Below are 25,013 nucleotides of genomic sequence, written 5' to 3' on the forward strand. Positions count from 1 at the left end.
GAAGGCGGAATAGCGAGTTATTACCATCGATCATTATGAGGTTTAAAGATGTCAGAACAAGGTACTATTATTGAGATAGGCAGCCATTTATGGCCTAGATACATTGCAATACATGAAGCGGGACACGCTATAGCGGCGTGGTTTCTCGGTTGTGATCAAGTTGAAATTGCTCTGGCAAATAAGCAGAGAATTGCAAATACCTTTATGGCTGGTTATGTGGATGACTGTAGAGCTGTAGCTGTATATCACCTTAGCTACCCGCAACGAGTCACCGATATGAAACCACATCACCTATCAACTGATTACGCAAGAGAGTGTTTGATAGAGCAGACTTGTAGAGGGTTAATTATTTCTTTGTCTGGTGTTGTAGCCCAATCCCAATACACGGGGGAAGATGTTAGCGAGTTGATGCAAACATCAGGGAAACAGGATATGCAAAATGTACGTGATCTGGTCGCTGTGTATAAGGAGGCTGGTGGAAAGGATGAAGATATTCAGTACAAATCTCTTTCCCGCTCCCAGGCGTTGATCACGCTAAAATGGTGGGATGCTATTGCGTTGGCGAAAATTCTAGAAAATCGTAATCACCTGCCTGTCAGTAATTTTCAATACATCATGGGAAATATCGACAGCTCTGTGCCGAAAATTTTAACGCTGTCCGAATTAGATGATTTGGTTAATAACGACCAGCGCAAGGCAATTTAAAGTTAACAAATACAATTCGGGGTAGGTTGTGAACACTTACCCAATTTTGACTACAGGCATTAGGATGATGAAAAAATACTTAGCAGCTTCTTTCAGATTCATTATTTGGTTTTCACTGCCATTTTCGCTTGGTGCGTGTACCGCTGGAAAAATCTCCCCTGCAAATATGCTAACTCAAATGCACATGGTTAAAAGCAATGACTACAAGGAACGCCCTGGCTGGGATGCGGTGGTTCGTCTTGGTGATGATGACTGTCAGGTATATCGCAGTGGGGGCGAAAGTTTCTTTAAATGGGACGGTGCCACTTGTGATACCAAAATCGTTATTGACAGTGTGAATACAAAACCGCAAAACATCCCCGTGTTTTATGCTGCTTATCATGAATATGGGAGATATGGCATTGGGGAAATATCACATTTTAATAATAGTGATGCTACCAGAGAACAAGCGATAAAACTGATGGTGAATTTGTCAGAGGTTCTCAGCACCCCTGAAAAAATTGATTCAATTTTCGCCGACTATGAAAGGGATTATCGGCGAATGGGATTGGATAAAGTGGAGGAAGGTGGCTTTAAAAAAAGACTGGTAGATTTTGCACAAAAAAGAGATGAACTCACATCAAATTACCAAAAATTTCATGATGAAAATCAAAAGCGGTATCAAGCTGAGCGAGATACACAGATCAAGCGTGAAAAAGAAGCATCTATAGCCTCTGAAAGAGAGATAGCTCTTGTGCTGTGGCAAAACCCTACGCCGGAACACCAGATTATCGTTGATGCGCTGCGCACTGTGAAATTCACTATTCGGAATGATGGCGTGGCATATGCCAATGGACGGCGCTTTATGTCTGTTATGGGGCTAGAGTATCTTAGGAATAGCCTAAATATGAGTATGGCGTCGTGCTCTGATGTTGGGGCATATATTGGTGAAAAGGCGCTCAATCGTGCATGTGTGCGGGGCATAGCGAGGAATATTGTGGAGTGGGGAAAAACAGCTAAAGATAGCTCCATTTCAGATAGGGCGTGGAACGCCGCAGCAATGGAAGGCAGTATCAATTACAACCCAATTAAGTACGAAATACTTTTCTCACATTGGGCTGGTATGGCTCGCGTCTACGCTTCTCGCGGATACTGAAGCGGTTTCCGTCCGCACAAATACATCGATTCTCAGTATGTAGTAGGCATGTTATTGCACCCCGTCAGCTTGCTGACTCAGAAAAATAGGTATCCATTATGTTAATGAGTAAGGCCGAATATGCGCGGCATTGCGGTGTAAGCCGTCAGACCGTGTACGACTGGGTGAAAAAGGGTGAGGTGATTCTTTCTGGCGTGAAAATCGATGTCACAGCGACCGAACAGAAGCGTGCTGGTGGAAATCATGCCAGTGATTCGCCGTGGCCACATCGCACGATGGAAATGACATTTAAACAGGCCGCTGAATGGGTTACCTCCAATGACGGGAAAATACCACCAGCAGCAACCATAGAAGAAGCACACCAACGCCTGGCAGCGGCGGCTGATGAAGTGGGTTTTGATACTGAGTTTATGCCCAACGCCGATCCGTGGATACGCATCTATCGTGAAGATGAGGAGGAACATTACTTTATGTCAAAAAGTGGTGATTCTTGTGTAAGGCAGTACCTGCGTGCGGAGTTCTTCCATGGCGCGATGAATTGCCCTGATGATTTGCAGGATTGGAGCCTTGAAGGGCTAACAGGGTTATGTCATCCAGCCAAAAGTGAATAACGCCATTTGATAATGTCTTGACACTTTTGTGCCAGATGTAAAGTCGGGTGCGCAGAAATGCGCAGGTTTTCGGTGATAGCGTCAAATTCCCCCTCAATGTGTAAAGCGCTCAATATATAGATTTATATAGGTTATCAGCAGAATGAATCTAAATTAATCAGCCTGTTATCGGGTGCGCTCCACATCATTGATGAGCGTCAGACTCCCGACCATTGGCCTGTAAAGTACGCACAGCCGAATGATAAGGTTTGATAAGGTTATCCGCTCGATGTATCGAAATGTATCGGCTTTTCTGGTGAAGGTGTAAAGCGCGAACATCACTAATCCTTACGTTCGGCCAAAACGAAACCTGAAGGTTTACACAATTCTCAAAAACGAAACGGATACGGGTTTATATCTTCTGGACACATCCAAATAAGCCCCAATTAGTTGAGAGTGTGTGCCTGATAATGTTGCTGCTCGACTACACGCACCGTTTACGCGCCAGCGCAATGCATACCGTTACCGAGCGAACTGACACAGCCCGTACTGGTGCCGCTGCCACCGGCTGCCGATTGACATACGGACAGGCTATTTACTGGATTGACCCGTTATTGACGGCGATTGACCAGGCTAATAGCCAGCTGGTGGGTATACTTGACGCTGAATCAGATAGAGCGCGGGGCGCGATTGCTGTGGATGTTAAAAGCCGCAAAGAGTAGGATTAATTACTCATCAAATTGTTTATAAGCAAAGCACATGTATACCGAATACATTAATGGGCGAGAGGTTCGCTCTATATCTTATCCTTTTGATAAGAAGGAAACCTTCAATCCCAATTTGGAGGCTGAAGTATTAGCAAAGGCAATGGAATTTATCAAAGAGCGTGACGGCGAATACTGTCGTGGTCCAGAAAAAAGCACGTACTATTGCGGTGATACGGGTTTGACTAAAATTAAGTATACAGTCACCTACTACAAGAAAAGGCTGAAATAACTTGTTCACTTTTGGTTGGAGGAGTTATGTCACACAATTTAGGTGATTTACCGCGTGACGAGCGGGACAAAATTAACGTCGATCTGGCGGCGTCTGGCGCACTATAGAAACGTGAGCAGGACGTTACCGCGTGGCACTGATGCCGTGTATCAGCAGATGGCAGATGCAAACTGGAAGAAATAGCCACACCGTTTACCTATAGACCGTCCCAGGGGGGGCTGTTACCATCACCAAAAGTTATTTATGGTGATGGTATGGTTTAGATTTCTGAAAGTTTCTGGATGTCTTGCTCTGAAACATTCAAATGAACACCTATGGTGCCGTCCTCTGGGCGCGATTTAATTGCTTGGTAAACTTTGAATATTTCATCATCCATCAGTGATGGGGCCGGTGCATGATCCTGAGGTACGATATTAACTGAACTAGCCTCAACGCCTTGAGGAGTTTCTTCAACTCTAAAGTTGATAAAGTCTTGATCGCGCCATAAACCAATGGGGTAGTATTCTGTACTACCTTTACCAACCTCCCATCCAGGAACGGTCGCTAGAGCTTCTGTAAGAAGCTCGATACTATTCGCTGAAATTTTTATTGATCTTTTATCATCCATCATCAACATCCTATTGTAAGAAAAGTATTCGGTAATCACCGATAAACAATAAATGTTCTTTCGCGTGCACCACATTGATTTTCACAACCAATATGAACCTCTAACTGTATAAAAACCAGGGATAATTATGGCAAAACCGGACTGGGGCGAGCTTCAGCAACGGTTCCTGCCCGAGCATTCCTCACTCTGTTTAGTCTCCGCTATAATGTATAACCTCAATTGTGAAAAGGAGATAGTGATGCAAGAGTGGTTTGTAGCTTTTGAGATAGAGCTTAATGGAGTGAGAACAAGCGGCTGGAATATATTTGAAGCAAGCGGTAAATCAGCTAGTCAGGTTGCAGAACAGTATGTTAAAGAGGCCGCACAAAACTTAGGCGTCTCTAAAGAAAAGATTATGCTTACAGCGTTCAATCGAGTTTAAACACGGTTGTTATTAACTTTTACTGATAAAGCCACCAGCTAGCTGGTGGCTTTTTTGTTGCCATCACATTATTCATTTCCGAGTGAATAGCGTAATGGTTTTATGAAATGCTAAAAACACCTGTGGCGCCATGCGAAAAACAGAACATCGTATAGGTTTTCGTTGCCTAGCATGCTCGTCACTATGGGATTTATAGTTTCCAGCATAGAGGAATATTCTGTTATGGCTAATAAAGACATAACACGGCCATACCCGCCACCCCACCTCATGAACGAATTCAGCTTATACACCAGGCTAATTCCGGCAAACGAGATTTATGATTGGGTGGACAGGCAGATCATCAGCGAAAGCGGAAATTTGTATAACCCGGATCATTTCCATCTGCATACGGCTGACATTGCGTTTATGTGGGCGTCATCAGCATTCGAGAAAAAAGGCCGGACGGTTCTTGGTCAATGCGAGGAAGTGATGATGCATGCTGGTGGATGGCAAAAGGCAAGGATGGAACAACAGATGTATGAATGGTTCGGCCGAGTGCCGACGTTCATTATCACTCTGGCTGCTGACTACTGCGCTGAGTGTTCAGATTTGGACTTTTGCGCACTGCTCGAACATGAGCTTTACCATATTTGCCACGCTACGGATGAATTCGGCGCACCGAAATTTAAACGAGATTCGGGATTGCCGGTGCTGAAAATGCGCGGACAAGATGTTGAAGAGTTTGTCGGTGTGGTTCGTCGCTACGGTGCCAGCCGTGACGTGCAGGAAATGATTGATGCGGCAAATAACAGGCCAGAGGTTGCTCACGTCGATGTAGCGAGAGCGTGCGGAACGTGCTTATTAAAATTGGCGTAAATTTAATACTGTTTAATACGGATCGCTTACGCCAATTCACGGCAAAGCCTTATACAGATTGGATTACAGCGTGATTGATCAAAAACTCCGTCTTAAATTCTTCTCCGCCTAGCCCGCGCACTTTCACCAATAAATTAGACAGGGTTAGACAGATTGAGATAACGAAAAGCGGGTAATGCCTTATCTGGCAAGCGACGCAGGCCAACCGCTACAAATCCGCGTCAAAAAAAGCCGAGATAGTTTTATTTACTTTTACATAATTGAGCATGGATTTTGAGCCTAACCCGTGCCACTGCTGGCTTTAACGGCAATTTGTACTCATGGGATGTAAAACAAAAAATCGCTCATCACCACATCCTTTTTCTACAGCCTGATACAGGCTATATGCAGAAAAATAGTAAGAAATAGTAAGGTTTTGACCTATCACCATTGCGACAAATTGCAACGTTTAACCAGTATTCCAAGCGGATGATAGGAACAAATAGTAACGTTGCGAGCGTTACTGATTCAGGAACATGTTGATGAAGGGCTTTGTACCCGATCAAACGGAAATGACAGCAGCGGATCATGATGTTGGTTCAATCAGGGGTTCGTGTTGGTTCAAAACCTCCCTGTGTTGGTTCAGTTTTTGATAAAATAGTTAGTTAAAACAATCATCTTTACAAATTGAACCGACTGAACCGACTGAACTAACGTACTTTTGCTTATATATGCGTTTTCAGGGAAGTGAATTGTTAATCAGGACAACAGCGTGCAAGCTTCAATGTGTCTCACATTTACTTGTATTTTCGTTGTCCTATGCTGCCACCTTGATAATTCTTTCAGCAGCTTCAAAAGTGTTGTTGACGGGATAAATCAGATTTTACGCCCTTCCAGATGGCATTGGTAAGAGACTCCGCCATGTTCCCCAATTAACCAATCAACCGCTTGCCCAGTCAGTCGATTAATGGACACGTTTGATACAAGTCCCCAAGTTTTCTTATCTCTTGATCCTTCGATTTTGTACTCGATTTTTTTGTCAGTGATGGTCGGGCGAACTACCCTAAACCAAGTATCATCACGCCCTTGAGGTTTTCCATCGATATCCACGATAACCGCCTCAGTAAACCAGCTTGTGCTTTTCCCGTTGCCAACACATTCATTTCCCGAATCAGCCCGAATATCAAAACAGAGCTTATCTTTTGATAAATACGGGGAAGGCCAGATACCTGTTGCTGATTGATCACTGGAGTTTTGAGGCTTACACACAATCAATGATGGTTCAGATGCTATAACAGGCAAGCAAATTAGAAGCGTTAATGCTAGATATTTGTTTTTCATGTAGTTAGCTATCCAATTCTATAATTAAACTGTTAAAGATTGTTTATATCCATACGGTTTAGGTCGAGATATTCTTCCAACGATAGTCCAATGCTGCTTGCCACCTTTGAAAGGTGCTCTATGAGAAGGTCTTTCCTCACTGTTTCGTTTGGAGCATACATCTTGATTACTGTAACCGCTGCGTCCTTATCTACACCGAACTGCTGAAGATAAGATACGAAATGGCGGTACAGCTCTGAATCCAGAAATTCGTTTTCGGACAAACCCAGGTTTTTGGCGTGAAGAGAGGACTCACGCTCAATGTCCAGAATCAGCGCCTGATTTTCCTGTATAAACTGCGCCCTAGCGGCATCGAAGCAATCTTTTATATTCATCAATTTATCCTTTTATTTGTGGTATCAAGGATAGCTGCATGTTGTTAAATTTTGAAGCTGGATATGCTCATTAGATAATGAGCAAAAAACGAGCAACTAACAGCAACAAAAAACAATATGGGGGTATCATTGGGGGTATGTATAAAAACATAACAAAAATAAAACAATACAAATCAGTTAATTAAACCTTACGTTTTACTCCTGTAGGGCGCGAGATGATTACCCCCAACGGCAAAGCCGTGTATGCTGCTCATAGAGCAAAATTCATCCAAGGATGAGCACTATGGAAAAAACCACGGTATTCAAAAGCAATCGCAGTCAGGCGGTACGGCTTGCTAAAGCCGTTGAACTGCCCGACGATGTGAAACATGTCGCGATTGGCCATACGCGTATCATCACTCCGGCAGGTGAAAGCTGGGACAGTTGGTTTGAAGGGAACGAGGTAACGTCTGATTTCATGAGCACGAGGGAGAAACCTGATGAACAGATCAGGGAAGATTTCCGATGATTAAATATCTGCTCGATACCAATATCTGCATTTTTCACTCTGCCCGACAGAGTGAAATCGGCTCAGTGCAATCTCACTGAGCCGGCAACGTTTATGCTATTGAACTCGCCAGTCACTGAAGTAATGACCGATCGCGGAAGGTTGGTCGAGAGGAGCGGTGGCTGCTATGTAGCCATCTGGCCGAACTAACAGGTATTGATCGGAATAGGGGCTACTTCCCGTTTCAACGGGCAGAACAGTGACGATATCAGGCAGTGATGCAGGTACTGTCGCCGCGCCAATGATGAGCAAACTGTAATTACGATAATTTAAATGTGAGTAAATTCTGCCCGGTTGACTGGATTGAGAATCACGCCACATAAAATCATGCAGCCTTTCGCCAACACGCCCGTCGGTTCCATAGCGAACGCCCATACCCGTGATGTAACCCGCCCGTTTTTCGACAATCTTGACGTAATCATCGGCATGGGTGCCTGTCTCTGAGGTTTTGGTTGAACGCACGAGTTCCGCTGACGTTTTGACGACTTCCAGCGCGACCGCTTTTCGCTCTGTTTCGTAAGTCTGTAGCAACGTTTGGGGCGCATGATGATGGGTAATCATCGCTATTTTCCATATAAGGTTAAATGCATCGGCCAACCCCGTATTTAACCCTTGCCCACCATTTACCGAGTGAATGTGGCTCGCATCACCAGCGATAAATAATTTATTTTCAAGGATATAGTGTTCTGCCACAGACTCTTTAACCGAGAATTTTGAGTACCATTCAATCGACTTGAAACGCAGACGGTGTGGTTGCAAAGCATGATTAATTTTATCTATCGCCTGCTGTTGCGTGAAGTCCTCACTGTCCATCTGGATATAGAAACGATCGATCTTACCTTCACGTGGTATCCAGGCGACATCGGCGGTTTCTGCCTGGAAAACAATAATTTCCGGTACTTTGGGGAAATCAGTTTCTATTTCGCCATCAATCACTGCCCAGGTAATTTGCGGCCGAGTGATCTCAAACGGGATAGCAAAGTGTTGGCGCACAAACGATCGTGAACCATCTGCACCAATCAAATACCGGGAACGGACGGTCTCACCGCTGGTGAGCGTGGTGAGGCAGCCGTCTTCCTCCAGCACAATATCTTCCACAGAGGTATTGCGGCGCACGGCACTCTTTAGTTCGGTGAGCTTATTATCGAGCGCTTGTTCCACATAAGTCTGACCAATCATTAAAAAATGCTTGTGAAAACAGCCTTCTAAAGCATCCCACCAGGTAGATTGACGTGAAATAAATTTGCCTTTTGACCAAACTGAGCTGGTATTACAGGCTTTGCCCAAGGGATAAAGTTCGTCGAATAAACCGATAATTTCAAACAGCTGCAAGCTGCGGGCGTTGAGCGCATCAGCACGGCCTACCGTTAGCGGCCCTGATGATTTATCGATAATGACGGTGCTTAAACCCGACAGCTGAGCAAGATAGGCACAGGCCAAGCCGACAGGCCCCGCACCGATAATCATGAGATCAACATCTTGTGGTTTCATGACGGTTGCACCAAATGTGGGTTATTCAGTGGCTGTTTAGCATGGATATGCACGCGGCGTAGATGACGGCCACTCTGGCTAGCATAAGATTCACGGCCGTGTAGTAACGAGTAGTTATCTGCAATCGCAATATCGCCGCTTTGCCACTGATGAGCATACTGAACCCGTGGGTCATATAAGGCATGTTGCAAACTACTGAGTAATTGCTCTTGTTCTTCAGGTTCAATACCTGAGAAATGATAGGTCGATGGATTCAAAAATTCTTTATCGCCAGCAATAGGCGGTTCACAAAAACGAATGACGGGATGAGTGCGGTAAGGGTGTTGTTCTATAATAGGAGCCTGCGCGGTACTGCTGTATAACTCGACTGCACGCTGATACTGGCCTGTTGCACGCTGCCACAGTGCTTTGGTTTCGGGTGATGCCAGACGTAACGCCGTGGTGGTGCTCGAAAACGTGGTTCGCCCTCCCTGACCTTCGCCAATAGCTGATACGCATTGAAAGACTTGTAGCTCCGGCACGGTTTTAAGGTACATGCCGTCCCAATGTAAGGGGACATAGTTGTTAGCAAAGATATGGTCGGTAGCATCGGGTTGTTCAACCAACTCCAACACGGCGCCAAACGGCCATTGCATAATGTCACCAATGGCTTCGCAGTATGTTGTTAAATTTTCTGCACTCGTAAAGCTATCAAAGCCCCGTAGTATCACTAACTGTTGGTTTTCTACCAATGTACGCAGCCAGGTAGGTGATAACTCGCCAATGTGTACGCCCGACTGTTTAGGCTCAATACGTACACCAAAATGACAGGTTTCACCTTGAGAATTGGTTAGAGGCTGATAATCAAATCGATCTTCTAAAGTGAATGCGTCCATTTTACGTCTCCGTGTATTATCCATTGTTGAAAGATCTTTCAGATAATATCGGCAACAAATATTCAACACCACGGATACAATTATAATAATTAGGGTGATTTGAATATAGAATCACTGCCCTCCTATTCTTCACCAATATCTGATGATGTAATCGACCTTAATAAAAACCCAAACAAAAAACCCCAGATAAATCTATCCGGGGTCTTTAAACAGCCGCAAAAACCGTCGCCGTTTCAGGCTTAGCCGCGGTTCTCTTCGATGTAGCGAGCCAAGTCCGCAGGGGTCTTCAGAACGGTAGCAACTTCGGTTGGTGGGATCACGCAGCCGTAAACGTCCTGCACTTCCAGCACCAAGTCGACCGCCAGAATAGAGTCGAGAATATCGGACTCAATCAGCTCATCGTTAAAGCCCACTTTACGGGATAAGATCTTTTCAAACAGCGCGAGTATTTCTTGTTCCATCATTTTTCCTGAGTCATTAGATCGTGCGGGCATGGGTATCCAGCAGCTTACGGTCGATTTTGCCGTTAGGATTAAGCGGCAACGCATCTTTGATAATAATTTGGGAAGGCACCATGTAAGGCGGAATGACCTTCGAGAGCGACGTTTTAATCGCTTCTGGCGCTAAGTTCGTCACGCAGAACGCCGCGATGCGCAGAACGCCGCCGCCCGATTTCATCAGCGGCAGAACAACCGCTTCGCTGATGTCAGATATCGCCAGCAGACGATTTTCAATCTCATTGATTTCAATACGATAGCCATTCAGTTTGATCTGACTGTCATTGCGACCCTGGCAGTATAGCAGCCCGTCATCGTAGCCCAGGTCGCCGGTTCTATAGCCCCGGAATGCTTCGCTTTCCCGATGCAGCAGTTTCTCCGCATTCTCTTTCGCCAGCCCAAGGTAGCCACGCATGACGTTTTTGCCCCAAATGATCAGCTCACCCTCAGACGTAATTTCCATTCTGGAGTCCGGCATCATCGCGCCGACCGGCAGCAGATCGTTTTCACTGTGCAGGATTTCATCGGTGATTTCGATGACGGTGGTCGCGATAGTCGCTTCCGTTGGGCCATAGGAGTTGAGAATTTTGGCGTGTGGGAAGCGACGGCGTAACTGTTTTACCAGCGCTTTGTTGAGCACTTCGCCAATGAACACGAAGACGTTGAGTTCAGGTAAATACTCACTGTTGAACTGGGGAGACAACAGCCTCTGGTAGGCGAAAGAAGGCGTTGAAACCCAGACCGAAACACCGTTGTCTTTCAGGCGATCGAGCCAGTTTTCTGCCGCGATATCCTCTTTTGCATTCAGAACGATGTGCCCCCCAGTAGCCAGATTCGCCAGCAGCGGAATTAGAGAGAGATCGAAGCTGAACACTGCATGGTTCATCAGCACCGGCACGTCTGGCAGCGAAAAGTCCTGGCGCACCCACTTCATGAAGTGCCACAGGCTTTCACGCCCGATCTGCACGCCTTTAGGCTTTCCAGTGCTGCCGGAGGTGAACATGATATAGGCAAGATCTTGCTCGACTAACGCCTGCCCTGCCTCACCGGTAGCAATGAACTGTCTGGTAGCCACATCGTAATAATAAGGGGCATTCGCCAGGTGGCAAATCTCGTTAAGCCGCTCCTGAGGATAGATGCAATCCACCGGAATATACGGGATGTTATGCAGCAGACAGCTATAGATAGCCACGGCGAATTCCGCCTGCTGATGGCCGTATAACACGACCGGTGCGCCATCGAGCTGCTGGCAGTGCTGATAACGACGCGACCAGTCTGTCACGGCGGCGGATAGCTGTTGCCAGGTCATCGCGTCATCGCTGCCACTAATCGCCAACTGCTGTGGGTTCGCGGGGTCGAGTAATGCCGCCCGGAGGAAATCTTGTAGTTCCTGAAGCTCTGAGTGAAGTTTCATAGTGGGGACATTCCGCTAAATATGTAGAGGGAGGCCGCGGCGCTTGCCAGCGTCAGAATTCGACCGATGAACACAATAACCGGATGGTGTAGACAATTGCTCAGTGCCGGACTGCGTTTGGCTGACCATTGCAGCATGTTGTGAGCAACGGAAATGGCGCCAAACAGCGCGCCGCTGATAACATAGTGTCGTTCAAGCCCGTTCCATGCCCCCATACAAAACAGGGTGCAGAAGATGCCAATATTCTGTGCCAACGTTTTGTTCTGTCGGAAAAAGTCGAGCTTCATCAGATTCATATAAATCGGCATAAAGACCACGTCCCTCAGCCATTCAGACAGGCTGATGTGGAAGCGTCGCCAGAAGTCCTGCGGGTTTTTCGCCAGAATAGGCAGATTGAAGTTCGCCGGGATATTCAGACCAAATAAGCGCCCTGCCCCGATAGCCATATTGCTATAGCCAGCAAAATCAAAATAAAGGTAGGCGCTGTAAGCCAGCGACATCACGACCCCCACGCTTAACGTAAATGGGCGATGGCTCCACGACTCAATCACCAGATTATTGATCAGCATGGCGAATAAAAATTTCTGAATAATGCCGGTAAAAATCTGCTCCATCGCCACTAAAAACTGCTCACGGGTCATCGTGAAGACGGGTTTATTAATGTCATTAAGCCACGTCCGCCAGCGATACATGGGGCCGGCCAGAATAATAAAAGGCATAAAGAGGTAGCAGAAATAGTGCAGGAAATTCCGACCATCTTTTTTGCTGCGATAAAGCAGGACATCAATGGCGCGGAAGGTCATGAAGGACAGGCCGATCATGCCCCAGTGGTTGTTAAGGTGTAATTTCACCAAAAACAGCGGGAGCAACGTCAGGCTGACCGCCTGCCAGGTTTTTAACCACCCTTTCTCTTTTAAGGTGACGAGAACATAAAAGCTCAGGAACACCGTCACGGGAATAACGTAATCCCCCTGGAAAATATATCCCCAGCCGAACACCGCCAATACGGAGAAGGCGGATAAATACGTCAGCCGATAACTGAATACGCGATTAACCAGCGCAAACAATAATGCTGATGAAAACAGAAGGAAAAAAAACATTCCGGAGCTGTACATCATTCATCCTTCAGAATTTTTGATATTCAAAATGCACTTTTAAACTCATGCTTTCATCAACAGAGGTCCACGCGACGATGGTGACTGCCAGAAAGAGATAAAGGAAAAAAAGGCGAATGGCGGATTTCATCATTTAAAACTCTCAGCAATAAATTGATCCATGGCGACCCAGGCGGGTTCGGTTGGATGCAGGCGGTCCCAATTCCAGCCGTTCTGATAAGGCTGCGCATACATATCAAAATAACGCACCTGATTTTCCTCCAGCATCGATCGGATTTGGCTGTCGACGGGCTGGAATTTCTGGGAGTTATTAATTGCCCACGGATTAATCGGATCGACAATGACGACAAACTGGACGTTGCGCGCTTTCAGCAGTTTGATCGTCGCCCGTAATGCCTCCATTTGCGCCGGAACAATCGGTGCGTCGTCCCACTCCTCAGGTGTTTTATCATCGGCAAACACCGACTTATCCATCCACAATGTGTCTGCACTTTGCTGACGAGACTGATTCAACACATGAGCCTGCGCCAACTCGTGATTCCAATCGGGAGTTATATTGGCTGTTGCTTGCTGAGGCCACGGTTGCGCAGGCTGAGGGACAATACCTAACATCGCCAGCCAGTCGTTTTTTATCAGCTCGCAGAAATTAGCAAATTGATAACTCACTTCCTGCCAGATAATTTGCGGGTGCCAGCCATAGACTTTCATTTGGCCGAACGTTAAATGGCTTATATCTTCTTTATCGATATGTTGTAAGTAATTGACCAGAAAGGGACGCGTCTGGTCATCTTTCATCAGCGGATCAAAAATAGATGCAGGGAAATTGTTGGCGAAAATAGCCGGGGGAATCCCATCTGAATAAAAGCTATCGGGTGCCAGCAGCAAAACGACCTTACTGTTAGCATTAAGCTCGTTTTTAAAACGTGAGAGCAGTAAGAAGTGTGTGACGCTATCAACATAGCTATCGCCATAGGCCACTACCGGGCGATGTAACTGGTTATTAAAGTAATTATATACCGCGTAATGTTCGTCCTCAGAGGTCGAGACCTCAGAAGCTCCGAGAAAGAAAATCGCATTCCCCTGTAACGCATGGGAAATGGTGGCTATTTTTTCCTTTTGTTCCTTTGTCGTGCCTTCCATTGTGTTAATCAGTGGCTGGAACGTTAGCGCCGGATCAATGCTCTTCACCAGCGGGGGAACGCTAAGAAACAGGACGGCAAGGGTTGCCATCAGGATATGTAGGCAGAGAGTATTTTTGATTTTCATTATAAAGTAAGACTACATAATATTTATTGTTTGAAATTTGTGAATTTTTATCTTCACAGTAAATCGATCCCTGTATTTTTGGATTATATACCAGGCTTATCCTGGATGATGAGCATTGCTGTGTAACGGTATGTACAGTGTTTATGTCCGTCACAGAATAAGGCTGACGAGCCCCGTGCGATCGAGATAGGAGAAGGGTTCTCCGGTATCCATTATCACTTACGCGGTTTGAATATGCGGCAGTAAAAGTTCGGTGTCGGCAACGCCGTGAGGCTCAGTTTGTTAACAATTGTAGGGATGGTAGGGTTCAGAAATCTTTGGTACGATGAATAAGTACCTTATCGCGTAATCCTCGCTTTCCTCTTTATTTCATCTGACAATCTGTTCTCTTAATGTTAAGTTAATAAACATGCGTTCTTACTTATTCACTCGGTATGCCTTACATATTTTACAAGGCTACTGTTGCACGATTAAATTCAATACTAGGCCTATGTGTAATTGCAAAGAACTTCCCACTAGTGTGGTTGAACTCGACAGTTGGTGGCACAGCTTCCATTTTTCGAATGAATTAACTCATAATCGGCATTTTGAAACGCCGGACAGCGAGTATTTCGAACCGCTGCTTGATTATACGGAATCCCTGTATCGCTGTTCGGAATGTGGGCAAGCATGGTACATCGAGTGTGCCCCAGAACAATCTCCTTATCCCCTATTCGCATTAAAGATTCAGGATGCCAAGTCGTTACCTTCAGATAAAGAAGTGAAGGCAGCTAAAGTACACCTTTGCATCCTTGCGCACGGCGGATTTGACTCAGAGAAATGTCGAATGGCGGGATGTAAGAACCTTAAATTATTGGGTCGAGAGTTGTGCCATTTTCATATTCCCTTTCCATAATAAGTAGAGTTCAATTGTGCTAACTGAAAGCCAACACAGGAAGGATAGAAAAATAGCGGTCATTATCGAAAATAACCGCTATTTACGTCAATTCGCTGCCCGTTCTAAATCGCCATAGAATGAATATGGACGTTCGTTTTCCCACCAGCGTGCATTGTCAACAACACAGGTATCGTCTTCTATATAAATATCCGACGCCATTATTATTACTGAGAAGCTATTAGTTTTGTATCTCGAGTGATAATTTCCATAGGTAATTTCCCCTTGGCCAAAATAGCCCCCGAGATCTTCCCGAAATAATAGCGAAATTTCGGCCTTAAACGGGCCACTCCCCATTTTCCCTTTCAGGCTAGCGATGATTTTTTTCTTCTCGACAAAACCCCACCGTACAGCATCCAGCGTCCAGGCATCATCACTCACGCTAAACTCACCGGAGAAAACCGCTAAAAGCGCATCACGATTATCAGAACACATTTTATTTCCTTAAGTATTCAAATTTGTCGGTGGAGTCGATTATCTCAAGCGTTTTTTAATCGCCTGATTCATATAAGGAGGCAGTGAATTTATCATCGTTACTATTGCGTCAATGGTGCTGTTTTCTTCATCAGCCACGCTGCTGTTTCTCATTACAGAGACTCTCAGCAACTTATTAGGTAATTTGCCAAAAGAGGACAACAGTTCCGCAACCTTCCCCATCAACAGCTCTTTTTCTTTTCCCTCTGCGGCAACGGAGAAACGCGATAAATTACTTTCGGACGTGCGCCCATCAAGGCTGTCCAGATGTTGAATGTATTTGTCTCTATCCATCCCTGCATAACCGACATATTTGCTCGGTGCAAGAAGCCAGCCATCACGTGATTTATAAGCGTACCAGGCCCGAAAATAAGGCAGGTAATCATAGAGTTTATGGTCAGTTGACGACAAAATTTCATCGTTGAATTTTTCAATGTTTTCAATGCACTGGGATTCGTTCGTGATAGGTTCCATGATCATCATTCCTTTCAAAGTTATATAACGCCATCACCTTGAAATAATATTACAACATGAAGTTCATCATTTTCAAGTGAATTATAACCATAATTTTTAATCAGAGAAAAATGTCACAAAACGATTGCCGCTGGCGGAGTCAAAGCACTCCGCCTTACTGGCATCCCGCCAACCGCTAACGCGGGTAGCGCAGCGCTTCCACAAACAGTGAGAATGCGGTGGTATGCTGTTTGCGGCTAGGATAATACAGGTAGTAGCCGGGGAACGGTGGACACCATTCCGTCAGTACCCGTATCAGACGCCCACTGGCAATGTCATCTCGCACCGAATCTTCCGGCACATAGGCCAGACCAAGCCCGATGAGTGCCGCGTCGATCCGCTGGCGCAGGCTATTCATGGTCAGCTGTCCCTCAACGCGGACCTTGATTTCCCGACCGTTTTTTTCAAATTCCCATGCATAAATGCCGCCCATCGTCGGCAGACGCATGTTAATACAGCGGTGATGCTGCAAATCCTGTGGCGTTGCGGGGGCAGGATTGCGGGCAAAATAGTTCGGGGAGCCGACCACCGCCATGCTCATTTCCGGTGCGACACGCACGGCAATCATGTCTTTTTCCACCTGTTCCCCTAGGCGAATACCCGCATCAAAGCGGCCGAGAACAATATCGGCTAAGGCATTATCCACCGTGATTTCGACGTTAATATCGGGATAATTCGCCAAAAATGGCTTTAACACCGGCCATAATATTGAATCAACCGCATGCTCCCCCGCCGTGATACGAATATTCCCCGCAGGCCGTTCGCGCATGTCACCCAGCGCGACCAGCTCGCTTTCAATATCCGCGAAGTGCGGGCCGAGGCTATGCGCCAGCTTCTCCCCCGCTTCCGTCGGCGCGACGCTGCGCGTGGTTCGGGTTAGCAAACGCACGCCAAGTCGTTCTTCAAGGCCGCGAATCGAATGGCTTAGTGCCGACTGGGAAAGCCCGAGCTTCGCCGCCGCTTTGGTAAAACTGCGTTCTCTTGCCACCACAAGGAACGAAATGAGGTCATTAAAATTTTCTTTTAACATCAGAGTGTCCTGCATTACGCGGCGTAATTAATGAATATAATTCATAGCCGCTTGCGGGTTTTGTCCTCTGGTGCTTCTCCGCAAATCGCAGTAACGTTTTTCACAGCCGCTGTCTTTCATCTTTTACCAACCCTGAATAGTTCAATCACAGCGAATCTTTCAACAACTACAACTACAAATTTTTCAACAACAGCTACGCTTTCCATGAGATGACTTGCCGCCTCTGCCGTGATGTTATCCATGTTAGCCCCGGCTGCGATTGCCGGAACGGAGGAAAAATTGAAAATTACCCGCAGTGGTTCACACCCGTCCCAACCTGGCCCAGAAAGCTATTTTTCTGGCAACGTACGTATCGATGCGCCCTTTCAGGGCACCGCCCCGGCTCGGGTTGGTGGCGCGACGGTCACCTTTGAACCCGGAGCCCGCACGGCATGGCATACCCATCCGCTCGGTCAAACGCTAATCGTCACGCAGGGTCGGGGCTGGCTTCAGGAATGGGATGGCGAGATTCAGGAAATCAATCAAGGTGATATTGTCTGGATACCCGAGGGCGTAAAACACTGGCACGGCGCAACGGCACAAACCGCGATGACGCACATTGCCATTGCCGAATCACTTAACGGCAGCCCGGTCGAATGGCTGGAGAAAGTCAGCGATGAGCAGTACGGAAACGGGAAATAGCCTAAGGAAAACGTCGCGATAAGAAAAAATAGCGGCGGGTAGAAACAGCAAAGCCACTCAGCGTGAAACTGAATGGCTTTTTCCTTTGCTCCGCGATGCGGCTAGCGCATGTGGAGATTGACGCCAGAGACCTCTTTTCTGAGTTCAATAATCTCTTCAGCCAGCTCACGGCATAGCATCGCATTCATCAGGTGATCCTGCGCGTGTACCACGATAAGTTCGATATTGGCTTTTTCCTTACTTTGGTTGCCAATAAATCCGGTCTGGATCAACTGCGCCCGATTCAACGCCACCGCCGCCATTTTTAATAATTCATCGACGTGATCCCACTCCCCTCGGCGAGCGGATCTCAGTGCTTCCATTGCGCAGGAACGTGTTTCGCCAGATTTAACGATAAGCTCAATCATCCGCGTTTCTACATCCATTTTTCCATCCCCCGAATATCAGTTGCTGTGTCACCTTTTTGTCGGTCAATTAACCCCAAATTGCAGACAAGCGCACGTGACACCGAAGCAAGTACGGTGCATTTGTTGTATCGCTACTCACAGCCTGCAGAGTAAATATAGATGATAAATCAGGATTTGTTTCTGTAAATCATGACGTTATGTCTCATTTCCGATGAAATTAATTTCACAGATACGTCAACCTGTTTTTTAGGCGATGGATTTATACAAATTAATACCGCGACACGCTTTGAAATAAAATGATGACCGAAAGATCACACTCACCGGAACCTTAATTTAACCTTAAGAAAGCGAAATAATAATAACTATCATTATTATTATCAATATGTAGAATCCATCGTCGACTGCCGCTACCTATCGGCCTGTGTCGCTAAAATAGCGTAGCTATCGTGAGTGACGCAGGGCTTCCCATGTAAGCCAGCCATACGCAAACACGACAGGTATTGATAAGGGTAAATAATATGAAGCTTAGTTTTGGATTGCTGAGTTCTGCCGTTTTATTCGCTTCCGGTTTGGCTCTCAGCGCGTCGGCAACCGCAGCAGAAAACGATGAAGGGATTGTGATTTACAATGCCCAACATGAAAATCTCGTGAAATCCTGGGTTGACGGTTTTACCAAAGAAACCGGCATCAAGGTGACGTTGCGCAATGGCAGCGACACCGAATTGGGTAACCAGCTGGTGCAGGAAGGGAAATCCTCCCCTGCAGATGTGTTCCTGACTGAGAATTCACCGTCGATGGTGCTGGTCGATAACGCCAATCTCTTTGCTCCGCTGGATAATGCGACCCTTGCTCAGGTGCCGTCTGACTATCGTCCATCCCACGGCCGCTGGATCGGGATTGCCGCACGCTCCACCGTCTTTGTTTACAATCCGACCAAATTTACCGACGCTCAATTGCCGAAATCCTTAGCCGATCTGGCGAAGCCAGAATGGAAAGGCCGCTGGGCCGCGTCTCCGTCCGGTGCAGATTTTCAGGCCATCGTCAGCGCCTATCTGGAGCTGAAGGGTGAGCAAGCCACACAGGCATGGCTGAAAGGTATGAAAGAGAACTTCACCGCCTACAAAGGTAACAGCACGGTGATGAAAGCCGTGAACGCGGGTCAGATTGATAGCGGCGTGATCTATCACTATTACCGTTTTGTCGATCAGGCTAAAACCGGCGAAAACAGTAACAACACGAAGCTGTACTACTTCAAGCATAAAGATCCGGGCGCGTTCGTCAGCATTTCCGGTGGCGGCGTACTGGCATCCAGCAAACATGCAAAAGACGCACAGGCCTTTATTAAATGGATTACGGGCAAATCCGGTCAGGAGATCTTGCGCACCAACGATGCCTTTGAATATGCCGTTGGCGTCAACGCGGCCTCAAATGACAAACTGGTTCCGCTGAAAGATCTGGATGCGCCGAAAGTCGATGCCGCCAAGCTCAACAGCAAAAAAGTCGTGGATCTGATGACGCAGGCAGGTCTGTTGTAATACGTGAGTTGTCACGCATAGATTGCAATACTTAGATTACAACGACAGCTCCTTTCGTCAGGGCGTCCACGCCCTGACGAATCCTCACTCGAATGTCCGCTCAGTGCGGCTTCACCGTCTCAAAATATCGACCTAACGAGGCAGCCACAGGCCGTATGACAAACGTTAGCTACAGCGAAACCACCCCGTTCACCGCCCCCTCTCCGCCATTACGCAAGCCAGCCGCGTTGCTGACGATCGTCGCCCTGACGCTATCCCTGTTGGGGTTTATTCCGCTGGGCTTTGTGATTGGCGTGAGCATTGATACCGGTTGGGAAACGGCGCGCGCGCTGCTCTTGCGCCCTCGCGTCGGCGAACTGCTAACCAACACGGTGCTGCTGGTTGCTCTGACGCTGCCGATTTGCACGGTGCTCGGCGTGCTGCTGGCCTGGCTGACGGAACGCACTACCCTGCCCGCCCGACGCCTGTGGTCACTGCTGCTCACCGCGCCGCTGGCAATACCCGCCTTTGTACAAAGCTATGCCTGGATCAGTACCGCGCCCGGCCTGCACGGCCTGCCGGCTGGCGTGTTTTTATCCGTCGTTGCCTATTTGCCGTTTCTGTATTTGCCCTGTGCCGCGACGCTGCGACGGCTTAATCCCGCACTGGAAGATGTCGCGGCTACGCTGGGCGTGCCTCCCGTGACCGTATTTTTCCGCGTGGTGCTGCCGCAGCTAAAGCTGGCTATCGGCGGCGGACTGCTGCTGATTGCGCTGCATCTGCTGGCGGAGTATGGCCTGTTTGCCATGATCCGCTTCGATACCTTTACCACCGCGATTTTCGATCAGTTTCAGTCAACGTTTAACGGTCCGGCGGCCAACATGCTGGCCGGTGTGTTGGCGCTGCTGTGCCTGTTTCTGCTGTGTGCGGATGCCCGCGTGCGCGGCGTCACGCGCTATGCCCATGTCGGTTCCGGCGCGCCGCAGGTTGTCACGCCGGTACGTCTGTCGCGGCTTCCGCTGTTACTGGCTCTGCTGTTACTGGCGACGCTGGTGCTACTGACGCTCGGCGTGCCTTTTATTACGCTGTCTCGCTGGCTGTGGTTTGGCGGCAGGGAGGTGTGGCAGCGCCGCGAACTGCTTGATGCCTTTCGCCAGACCATGACGCTGGCGCTGAGCGGTGCCGCACTGACAACGCTGGCGGCGATCCCGATGGCCTGGCTGACGATTCGCCACCCCAGCCGCCTGTATCGGTTTCTGGAAGGGTGCAATTACATTACCAGTTCTCTGCCGGGTATCGTCGTCGCGCTGGCGCTGGTGACCACCACGATTCACATCATCAGGCCGCTCTATCAGACCGAATTCACCGTGCTGCTGGCTTACCTGCTGATGTTTATGCCACGGGCGTTGGTTAATCTGCGCGCCGGTATCGCACAGGCACCAGTAGAACTGGAGCAGGTCGCGGCCAGTCTGGGGCGTTCGCCGTTGCAGACGTTAATGACCGTGACCGTTCGGCTGGCCGCGCCCGGCGTCGCCACTGGGGCAACGCTCGTCTTTCTGGCGATCATCAACGAGCTGACCGCTACGCTGCTGCTGGCTCCCAACGGCACCCGCACGCTGGCGACGGGCTTTTGGGCGCTCACCAGTGAGATTGATTATCCGGCGGCAGCACCCTACGCGCTTATTCTGGTTCTACTGTCGCTGCCGTGGACCTGGTTTCTCTACACGCAATCACAAAAAATGGCGGGGCTGTAATCATGTTGGAACTTCATCACGTCAGTAAAAGTTTTAACGGGCGCACCGTGCTGTCTGACATTCATCTGACGTTGGAGAACAGCCGCCGCACGGCGATTGTCGGCCCGTCCGGTTCGGGGAAAACCACGCTGCTGCGCCTGATTGCCGGGTTTGAAAAACCGGATACCGGCGTCATCACGCTGAACGGGCAAACGCTCTGTGATAATGGGCTTTCCATTCCTGCCCATCAGCGCGGAATCGGCTACGTACCGCAGGACGGCGCGCTGTTCCCGCATCTTTGTATCGCGGACAACATCGCATTTGGGCTCAAAGGCACGAAGGCAGAAAAGCAAAAGCGCGTGGATGAGTTGATGGCGCTGGTTTCTCTTCCGGTGCATTTGCGCAAGCACTCGCCGCATGAGATTTCCGGCGGTCAGCAACAGCGTGTCGCACTGGCTCGCGCGCTGGCGCAGCGCCCTACGTTGATGCTGCTGGATGAACCCTTTTCCGCGCTGGACACCGGCCTGCGTGCCGCCACCCGTAAAGCGGTGATGGACGTATTGCAGCAGGCTAACGTGGCATCGATTCTGGTGACTCACGATCAGGGGGAAGCGCTGTCCTTTGCTGACCACGTTGTCGTCATGCGCGACGGCAAGCTGTCGCAATCTGGCTCGCCATGGGCGCTTTACCATCAGCCCGCCAGCGAAGACATCGCGACCTTCCTCGGCGAAACGCTAATTCTCGATGCACAGATCGACGGCGGTCAGGCTGACTGTCTGCTTGGGCGTATCGCGGTGGATCGCCCAACCGCAAGCGGGAAAGTAAGAATCATGCTCAGACCAGAGCAGATCGCGATTCAGGATGCTGGGGAAAATAGCGTTGCGGGGAATAGCGCAGCAACGATTAGCGCAACCATCCGCAAAGTCGATTTTTCCGGCTTCGTATCTACGCTGACGCTGCACGTCCACCACGCAGAAGCCGATATCATTGAACTGAAAACCGTCAGCCACGCCGCTTTTGCCGTCGGCCAGCAGGTCAGCCTAAGCGTGAACGGTGCGGTACACGTTTTCAGTCAATAACATCAATCGCTACTGGCACGCGCAGGCGGCTTATCGCGCCGTCTGCGCGTTGCGGCTCACCAGCCAGACGCCCAGCAGGATAATCAGGACGCCGAGGTTTTTGCGCAGGCTCATCGGTTCATTCAGCCACGGCAGAAAAACCGCCGCCAGATAAACCACCGCGTAGCTCAGGCTAATCAGCGGATAGGCGCGGCTTAGCGGCAGATAGCGCAGCACCATGAACCAGCACACCATCGACAGCCCGTAGCAAAGCATCCCGAACAGCACCGCAACTGCAGGCCAGCCGGACAGCAACGAGCTGAGCGACGGCCAGTGCGCGATGGAAATGCTCGGCAGCGCCAGCATCCCGCTTTTCATTAATACCTGCGCGGTGCTGGCGAGCACAATGCTGCCAAGCGCCCAGACATAGCCTTTTTTCGCCATCATCCCCCCTGCATCAGATAGATACCGGTGACAATCAGCGCAATGCCCCACCAGTGGTGCTTGTCCACACGTTCGCCAAACCCGTAGTGCGCCAGCAGCGTGACCAGCACAAAATTGATGCTCAGCAGCGGGTACGCCACGCCGAGCGGGATCTGCTGCAACACCACAAGCCACAGCAGTAGCCCGATGCCGAGCAGCAGAGCCGCCAGCATCAGCCACCCCAGCGTCACGCGTTGACGCCGATCCGTGGATAAACGCCGCCAGCACTCCGCAGCCTGTTTCTGGCACAGTTGCCCCAGACTGGTGAGCAGGCAAACGATAGCCACCAAGAGATAACTCATGGCGCTATCTGCTTATAAAACAACAGCACGTAGCGGTGCGATTTTTTCAACTGATCGGGGGCAGGCAGGCTGCGGTATTCTTCATCGGTATCCCTATCGACCTTCAGCACCAGTGCGACATTTCCGCTACGCCGTTTCTCGGCAAGCCAAGCTGGGAAAGTGCCCTCATCTACAAAGCGGTCAGTGGAATCGGCGTAGTCCAGCCCGTAGTTCAGCTCGCCCCGCGCCTTGAATAAGGTGATATCGCTGCGCTTCAGCTCCCACGCCAGTCCGGCGGCCAGCCCAACTTCATCGCTCAGCACATAGCGACTCTCCTCCAGCAACGGCTGATGGCTACGAATGAAGGTTTGAGGGTTCTTTGAATCGACCACGCTCGCCGGAATACTTCCACCGAAGAGCAGCGCCAGAAATAGCGGACAGCCCGCCACCAGATAGCCCCACGCTCGCGGTTTCTTCAAGCTGACAGCGGCAAAGGCAATCCAGCCGATAAAGCAGACGACACCCGAGACGATGGTCAGCCCTTCTCCCGATTGATAGAAATGCGGCACGATGATGCCGAGCCCCAGCGCGGCAACCGCGAGCGCCAGTACGCTGCCGAAAGCTATGTTGAGCCAGCTATTAATGCGCAATACACGTTCGCGTACCGCAGGCACCAGCCCGGAAATCCACGCCGCCATCAGCAGTGCCAGCGGCGCAAAGCACGGCAGAATGTAGGTCAGCAACTTGCCTTTAGCGATGCTGAAAAACAGCAGCGGCATCACCATCCAGCACAGCAGGAGGAACCGTTCCGGGTTCGCTTTTCGTTCCGTCCAACCGCTGCGCAACGCACCCGGCAGCAGCGCCAGCCAGGGGAAGGTGCCGACAATCAGCACTGGCAGGTAATACCAGAACGGCGCTTTATGCTGCGCATCGTCTTCTGCAAAACGCTGGATATGCTCAATCCAAAAGAAGTAGTGCCAGTAATCGGCTTCTCGCGCATGCACCGCCAGCGCCCACGGCGCACTCAGCAATACCGCGACGACAATCGCCAGCGGCCCGAACAGCAGTAATTCCTTAATCCGCTTTTGCGCCAGCGCCACCGGCAGCACGCTGATCACTGGTAAAGCCAGCGCCAAAAAGCCTTTGGTCATAAATCCCATGCCGCAAGCAAGCCCCATCAGCCCCCAGGCCATGAGCCGTTCGCGCGTCAGCGTGGCGCGCTGGATAAGCACGTGGCTGAACAGCGCCGCCGTCATCCAGAGCGTCACCATCGGATCGAGAACGCTGTAGGTGCCAATGCCATACACCAGCAGCGACGTCAGATAGATCGTCGCCGCCAGCAGCGCGGTACGCTGGTTTTTCCACAGCAGCATCGCCAGCCAAAACACCAGCAGCGCGCTCAACCCGGTAGAGAATACCGAGGCAAAGCGCACGGCAAAATTGGTATGACCGAGTAACCACTGGCTGATGTTATTCAGCCAGTAGCCTGCAACGGGTTTCTCAAAATAGCGAATACCCAGCAAATGCGGCACGATCCAATCGCCACGCTGAAGCATCTCGCGGCTGATTTCCGCATAGCGTGTTTCATCCGGCGACCACAGCCAGCGGCCGTTAAGCGGTAACAGGTAGAGCAAAGCAAATAGCACCAGTATCACGGTACTTTTCAGCTTTATCATGCCTTTTTCCATGCTATCTCC

The 25,013-nt window shown here is 49.2% G+C and carries 30 protein-coding genes; 13 read left to right on the plus strand and 17 right to left on the minus strand.

Going from position 1 to position 25,013, the window contains the following annotated elements; all coding sequences use genetic code 11:
- The first annotated feature begins 48 nt into the window (after positions 1-48).
- From QWJ20_RS15960 to QWJ20_RS15980, 5 genes are all read left to right on the plus strand, one after another.
- Positions 49-705: a hypothetical protein gene (locus QWJ20_RS15960; RefSeq protein WP_433992984.1), complete on the plus strand. Its 657-nt coding sequence runs from the start codon at positions 49-51 to the stop codon at positions 703-705.
- A gap of 64 nt (positions 706-769) precedes the next feature.
- Positions 770-1,840 (plus strand): hypothetical protein, encoded by a 1,071-nt coding sequence (locus QWJ20_RS15965; RefSeq protein ID WP_433992985.1) that lies wholly within the window; start codon positions 770-772, stop codon positions 1,838-1,840.
- Positions 1,841-1,938: 98 nt separating this feature from the next.
- Positions 1,939-2,451, plus strand: coding sequence for a helix-turn-helix transcriptional regulator (locus QWJ20_RS15970; protein WP_433992986.1), 513 nt, complete (start codon positions 1,939-1,941; stop codon positions 2,449-2,451).
- A 449-nt stretch (positions 2,452-2,900) separates the two neighbouring features.
- Positions 2,901-3,152: a hypothetical protein gene (locus QWJ20_RS15975; RefSeq protein ID WP_433992987.1), complete on the plus strand. Its 252-nt coding sequence runs from the start codon at positions 2,901-2,903 to the stop codon at positions 3,150-3,152.
- Positions 3,153-3,189: 37 nt separating this feature from the next.
- A complete protein-coding gene (locus QWJ20_RS15980; RefSeq protein WP_433992988.1) occupies positions 3,190-3,426 on the plus strand; it encodes a hypothetical protein in 237 nt (78 codons plus the stop codon).
- 259 nt (positions 3,427-3,685) lie between these two features.
- Here the strand turns inward: QWJ20_RS15980 and QWJ20_RS15985 are convergent, their stop codons facing one another.
- Entirely contained in the window at positions 3,686-4,036 is a 351-nt protein-coding gene (locus tag QWJ20_RS15985) for a hypothetical protein (protein ID WP_433992989.1), read from the minus strand.
- Positions 4,037-4,271: 235 nt separating this feature from the next.
- Between QWJ20_RS15985 and QWJ20_RS15990 the strand changes: the two genes are divergently transcribed.
- Both QWJ20_RS15990 and QWJ20_RS15995 read left to right on the plus strand, forming a co-directional pair.
- Positions 4,272-4,454 carry a hypothetical protein gene (locus tag QWJ20_RS15990; RefSeq protein WP_433992990.1) on the plus strand — a complete coding sequence of 61 codons (183 nt, stop codon included), beginning with the start codon at positions 4,272-4,274 and terminating at the stop codon, positions 4,452-4,454.
- 222 nt (positions 4,455-4,676) lie between these two features.
- Entirely contained in the window at positions 4,677-5,309 is a 633-nt protein-coding gene (locus QWJ20_RS15995) for a putative metallopeptidase (protein ID WP_433992991.1), read from the plus strand.
- Between the two features lie 855 nt (positions 5,310-6,164).
- Here QWJ20_RS15995 and QWJ20_RS16000 read toward each other — a convergent pair.
- Positions 6,165-6,629: a hypothetical protein gene (locus QWJ20_RS16000; protein WP_433992992.1), complete on the minus strand. Its 465-nt coding sequence runs from the start codon at positions 6,627-6,629 to the stop codon at positions 6,165-6,167.
- 32 nt (positions 6,630-6,661) lie between these two features.
- The gene (locus QWJ20_RS16005) at positions 6,662-7,003 is read right to left on the minus strand and encodes a DUF6388 family protein (RefSeq protein ID WP_433992993.1); all 342 of its coding nucleotides are present in this window, start codon (positions 7,001-7,003) and stop codon (positions 6,662-6,664) included.
- Between the two features lie 283 nt (positions 7,004-7,286).
- Between QWJ20_RS16005 and vapB the strand changes: the two genes are divergently transcribed.
- Positions 7,287-7,511 carry a type II toxin-antitoxin system VapB family antitoxin gene (gene vapB, locus QWJ20_RS16010; protein ID WP_433992994.1) on the plus strand — a complete coding sequence of 75 codons (225 nt, stop codon included), beginning with the start codon at positions 7,287-7,289 and terminating at the stop codon, positions 7,509-7,511.
- A gap of 96 nt (positions 7,512-7,607) precedes the next feature.
- Here vapB and QWJ20_RS16015 read toward each other — a convergent pair whose 3' ends face one another.
- The 6 genes from QWJ20_RS16015 to QWJ20_RS16040 form a co-directional block, all read right to left on the minus strand.
- Complete coding sequence (locus tag QWJ20_RS16015) at positions 7,608-9,041, minus strand: FAD-binding protein (protein ID WP_433992995.1); 1,434 nt, start codon at positions 9,039-9,041, stop codon at positions 7,608-7,610.
- Positions 9,038-9,916: a TauD/TfdA family dioxygenase gene (locus QWJ20_RS16020; protein ID WP_039512884.1), complete on the minus strand. Its 879-nt coding sequence runs from the start codon at positions 9,914-9,916 to the stop codon at positions 9,038-9,040. The genes QWJ20_RS16015 and QWJ20_RS16020 overlap by 4 nt, the downstream gene beginning before the upstream one ends.
- A gap of 239 nt (positions 9,917-10,155) precedes the next feature.
- Positions 10,156-10,377: an acyl carrier protein gene (locus QWJ20_RS16025; protein WP_010300175.1), complete on the minus strand. Its 222-nt coding sequence runs from the start codon at positions 10,375-10,377 to the stop codon at positions 10,156-10,158.
- 16 nt (positions 10,378-10,393) lie between these two features.
- Entirely contained in the window at positions 10,394-11,827 is a 1,434-nt protein-coding gene (locus QWJ20_RS16030; RefSeq protein ID WP_433992996.1) for an AMP-binding protein, read from the minus strand.
- A complete protein-coding gene (locus tag QWJ20_RS16035) occupies positions 11,824-12,942 on the minus strand; it encodes a membrane-bound O-acyltransferase (protein ID WP_433993087.1) in 1,119 nt (372 codons plus the stop codon). The genes QWJ20_RS16030 and QWJ20_RS16035 overlap by 4 nt, the downstream gene beginning before the upstream one ends.
- 129 nt (positions 12,943-13,071) lie before the next feature.
- Positions 13,072-14,208, minus strand: a complete 1,137-nt coding sequence (locus QWJ20_RS16040; protein ID WP_219679981.1) for a D-alanyl-lipoteichoic acid biosynthesis protein DltD — start codon at positions 14,206-14,208, stop codon at positions 13,072-13,074.
- Positions 14,209-14,728: 520 nt separating this feature from the next.
- Here QWJ20_RS16040 and QWJ20_RS16045 point away from each other — a divergent pair.
- Complete coding sequence (locus QWJ20_RS16045; protein ID WP_433992997.1) at positions 14,729-15,103, plus strand: hypothetical protein; 375 nt, start codon at positions 14,729-14,731, stop codon at positions 15,101-15,103.
- Positions 15,104-15,190: 87 nt separating this feature from the next.
- Here the strand turns inward: QWJ20_RS16045 and QWJ20_RS16050 are convergent, their stop codons facing one another.
- From QWJ20_RS16050 to QWJ20_RS16065, 4 genes are all read right to left on the minus strand, one after another.
- On the minus strand, positions 15,191-15,577 hold the full coding sequence (locus QWJ20_RS16050) for a hypothetical protein (protein ID WP_433992998.1): 387 nt from the start codon (positions 15,575-15,577) through the stop codon (positions 15,191-15,193).
- Between the two features lie 39 nt (positions 15,578-15,616).
- Positions 15,617-16,090: a hypothetical protein gene (locus QWJ20_RS16055; protein ID WP_433992999.1), complete on the minus strand. Its 474-nt coding sequence runs from the start codon at positions 16,088-16,090 to the stop codon at positions 15,617-15,619.
- Between the two features lie 175 nt (positions 16,091-16,265).
- On the minus strand, positions 16,266-17,159 hold the full coding sequence (locus tag QWJ20_RS16060) for a LysR family transcriptional regulator (RefSeq protein WP_039486359.1): 894 nt from the start codon (positions 17,157-17,159) through the stop codon (positions 16,266-16,268).
- Positions 17,160-17,275: 116 nt separating this feature from the next.
- Positions 17,276-17,401 carry a hypothetical protein gene (locus QWJ20_RS16065; RefSeq protein ID WP_433993000.1) on the minus strand — a complete coding sequence of 42 codons (126 nt, stop codon included), beginning with the start codon at positions 17,399-17,401 and terminating at the stop codon, positions 17,276-17,278.
- Here QWJ20_RS16065 and QWJ20_RS16070 point away from each other — a divergent pair.
- A complete protein-coding gene (locus tag QWJ20_RS16070; protein ID WP_421667265.1) occupies positions 17,400-17,840 on the plus strand; it encodes a (R)-mandelonitrile lyase in 441 nt (146 codons plus the stop codon). The two genes, QWJ20_RS16065 and QWJ20_RS16070, sit on opposite strands and share 2 nt — an antisense overlap.
- A gap of 101 nt (positions 17,841-17,941) precedes the next feature.
- On the opposite strand, the gene QWJ20_RS16075 is transcribed toward QWJ20_RS16070, so the two are convergent.
- Positions 17,942-18,265 carry a PTS lactose/cellobiose transporter subunit IIA gene (locus QWJ20_RS16075; protein ID WP_010280285.1) on the minus strand — a complete coding sequence of 108 codons (324 nt, stop codon included), beginning with the start codon at positions 18,263-18,265 and terminating at the stop codon, positions 17,942-17,944.
- A gap of 500 nt (positions 18,266-18,765) precedes the next feature.
- Here QWJ20_RS16075 and QWJ20_RS16080 point away from each other — a divergent pair, with 500 nt between their 5' ends.
- From QWJ20_RS16080 to QWJ20_RS16090, 3 genes are all read left to right on the plus strand, one after another.
- Complete coding sequence (locus QWJ20_RS16080) at positions 18,766-19,782, plus strand: iron ABC transporter substrate-binding protein (protein ID WP_127156120.1); 1,017 nt, start codon at positions 18,766-18,768, stop codon at positions 19,780-19,782.
- 155 nt (positions 19,783-19,937) lie between these two features.
- Positions 19,938-21,515, plus strand: coding sequence for an ABC transporter permease (locus QWJ20_RS16085; protein WP_433993001.1), 1,578 nt, complete (start codon positions 19,938-19,940; stop codon positions 21,513-21,515).
- A gap of 2 nt (positions 21,516-21,517) precedes the next feature.
- A complete protein-coding gene (locus QWJ20_RS16090) occupies positions 21,518-22,573 on the plus strand; it encodes an ABC transporter ATP-binding protein (RefSeq protein ID WP_433993002.1) in 1,056 nt (351 codons plus the stop codon).
- 30 nt (positions 22,574-22,603) lie between these two features.
- On the opposite strand, the gene arnF is transcribed toward QWJ20_RS16090, so the two are convergent.
- Genes arnF through arnT form a run of 3 tightly spaced genes read right to left on the minus strand, consistent with a single transcriptional unit; the run spans position 22,604 to position 25,004 of the window.
- Positions 22,604-22,996 carry a 4-amino-4-deoxy-L-arabinose-phosphoundecaprenol flippase subunit ArnF gene (arnF, locus tag QWJ20_RS16095; RefSeq protein WP_095995116.1) on the minus strand — a complete coding sequence of 131 codons (393 nt, stop codon included), beginning with the start codon at positions 22,994-22,996 and terminating at the stop codon, positions 22,604-22,606.
- The gene (arnE, locus tag QWJ20_RS16100) at positions 22,996-23,337 is read right to left on the minus strand and encodes a 4-amino-4-deoxy-L-arabinose-phosphoundecaprenol flippase subunit ArnE (RefSeq protein ID WP_433993003.1); all 342 of its coding nucleotides are present in this window, start codon (positions 23,335-23,337) and stop codon (positions 22,996-22,998) included. The genes arnF and arnE overlap by 1 nt, the downstream gene beginning before the upstream one ends.
- The gene (gene arnT / locus QWJ20_RS16105; protein ID WP_433993004.1) at positions 23,334-25,004 is read right to left on the minus strand and encodes a lipid IV(A) 4-amino-4-deoxy-L-arabinosyltransferase; all 1,671 of its coding nucleotides are present in this window, start codon (positions 25,002-25,004) and stop codon (positions 23,334-23,336) included. Before arnT ends, arnE begins: the two co-directional genes overlap by 4 nt.
- Between the last annotated feature and the right edge of the window lie 9 nt (positions 25,005-25,013).

It is taken from the genome of Pectobacterium sp. S5, assembly GCF_051707265.1.
Lineage (GTDB): Bacteria > Pseudomonadota > Gammaproteobacteria > Enterobacterales > Enterobacteriaceae > Pectobacterium > Pectobacterium polare.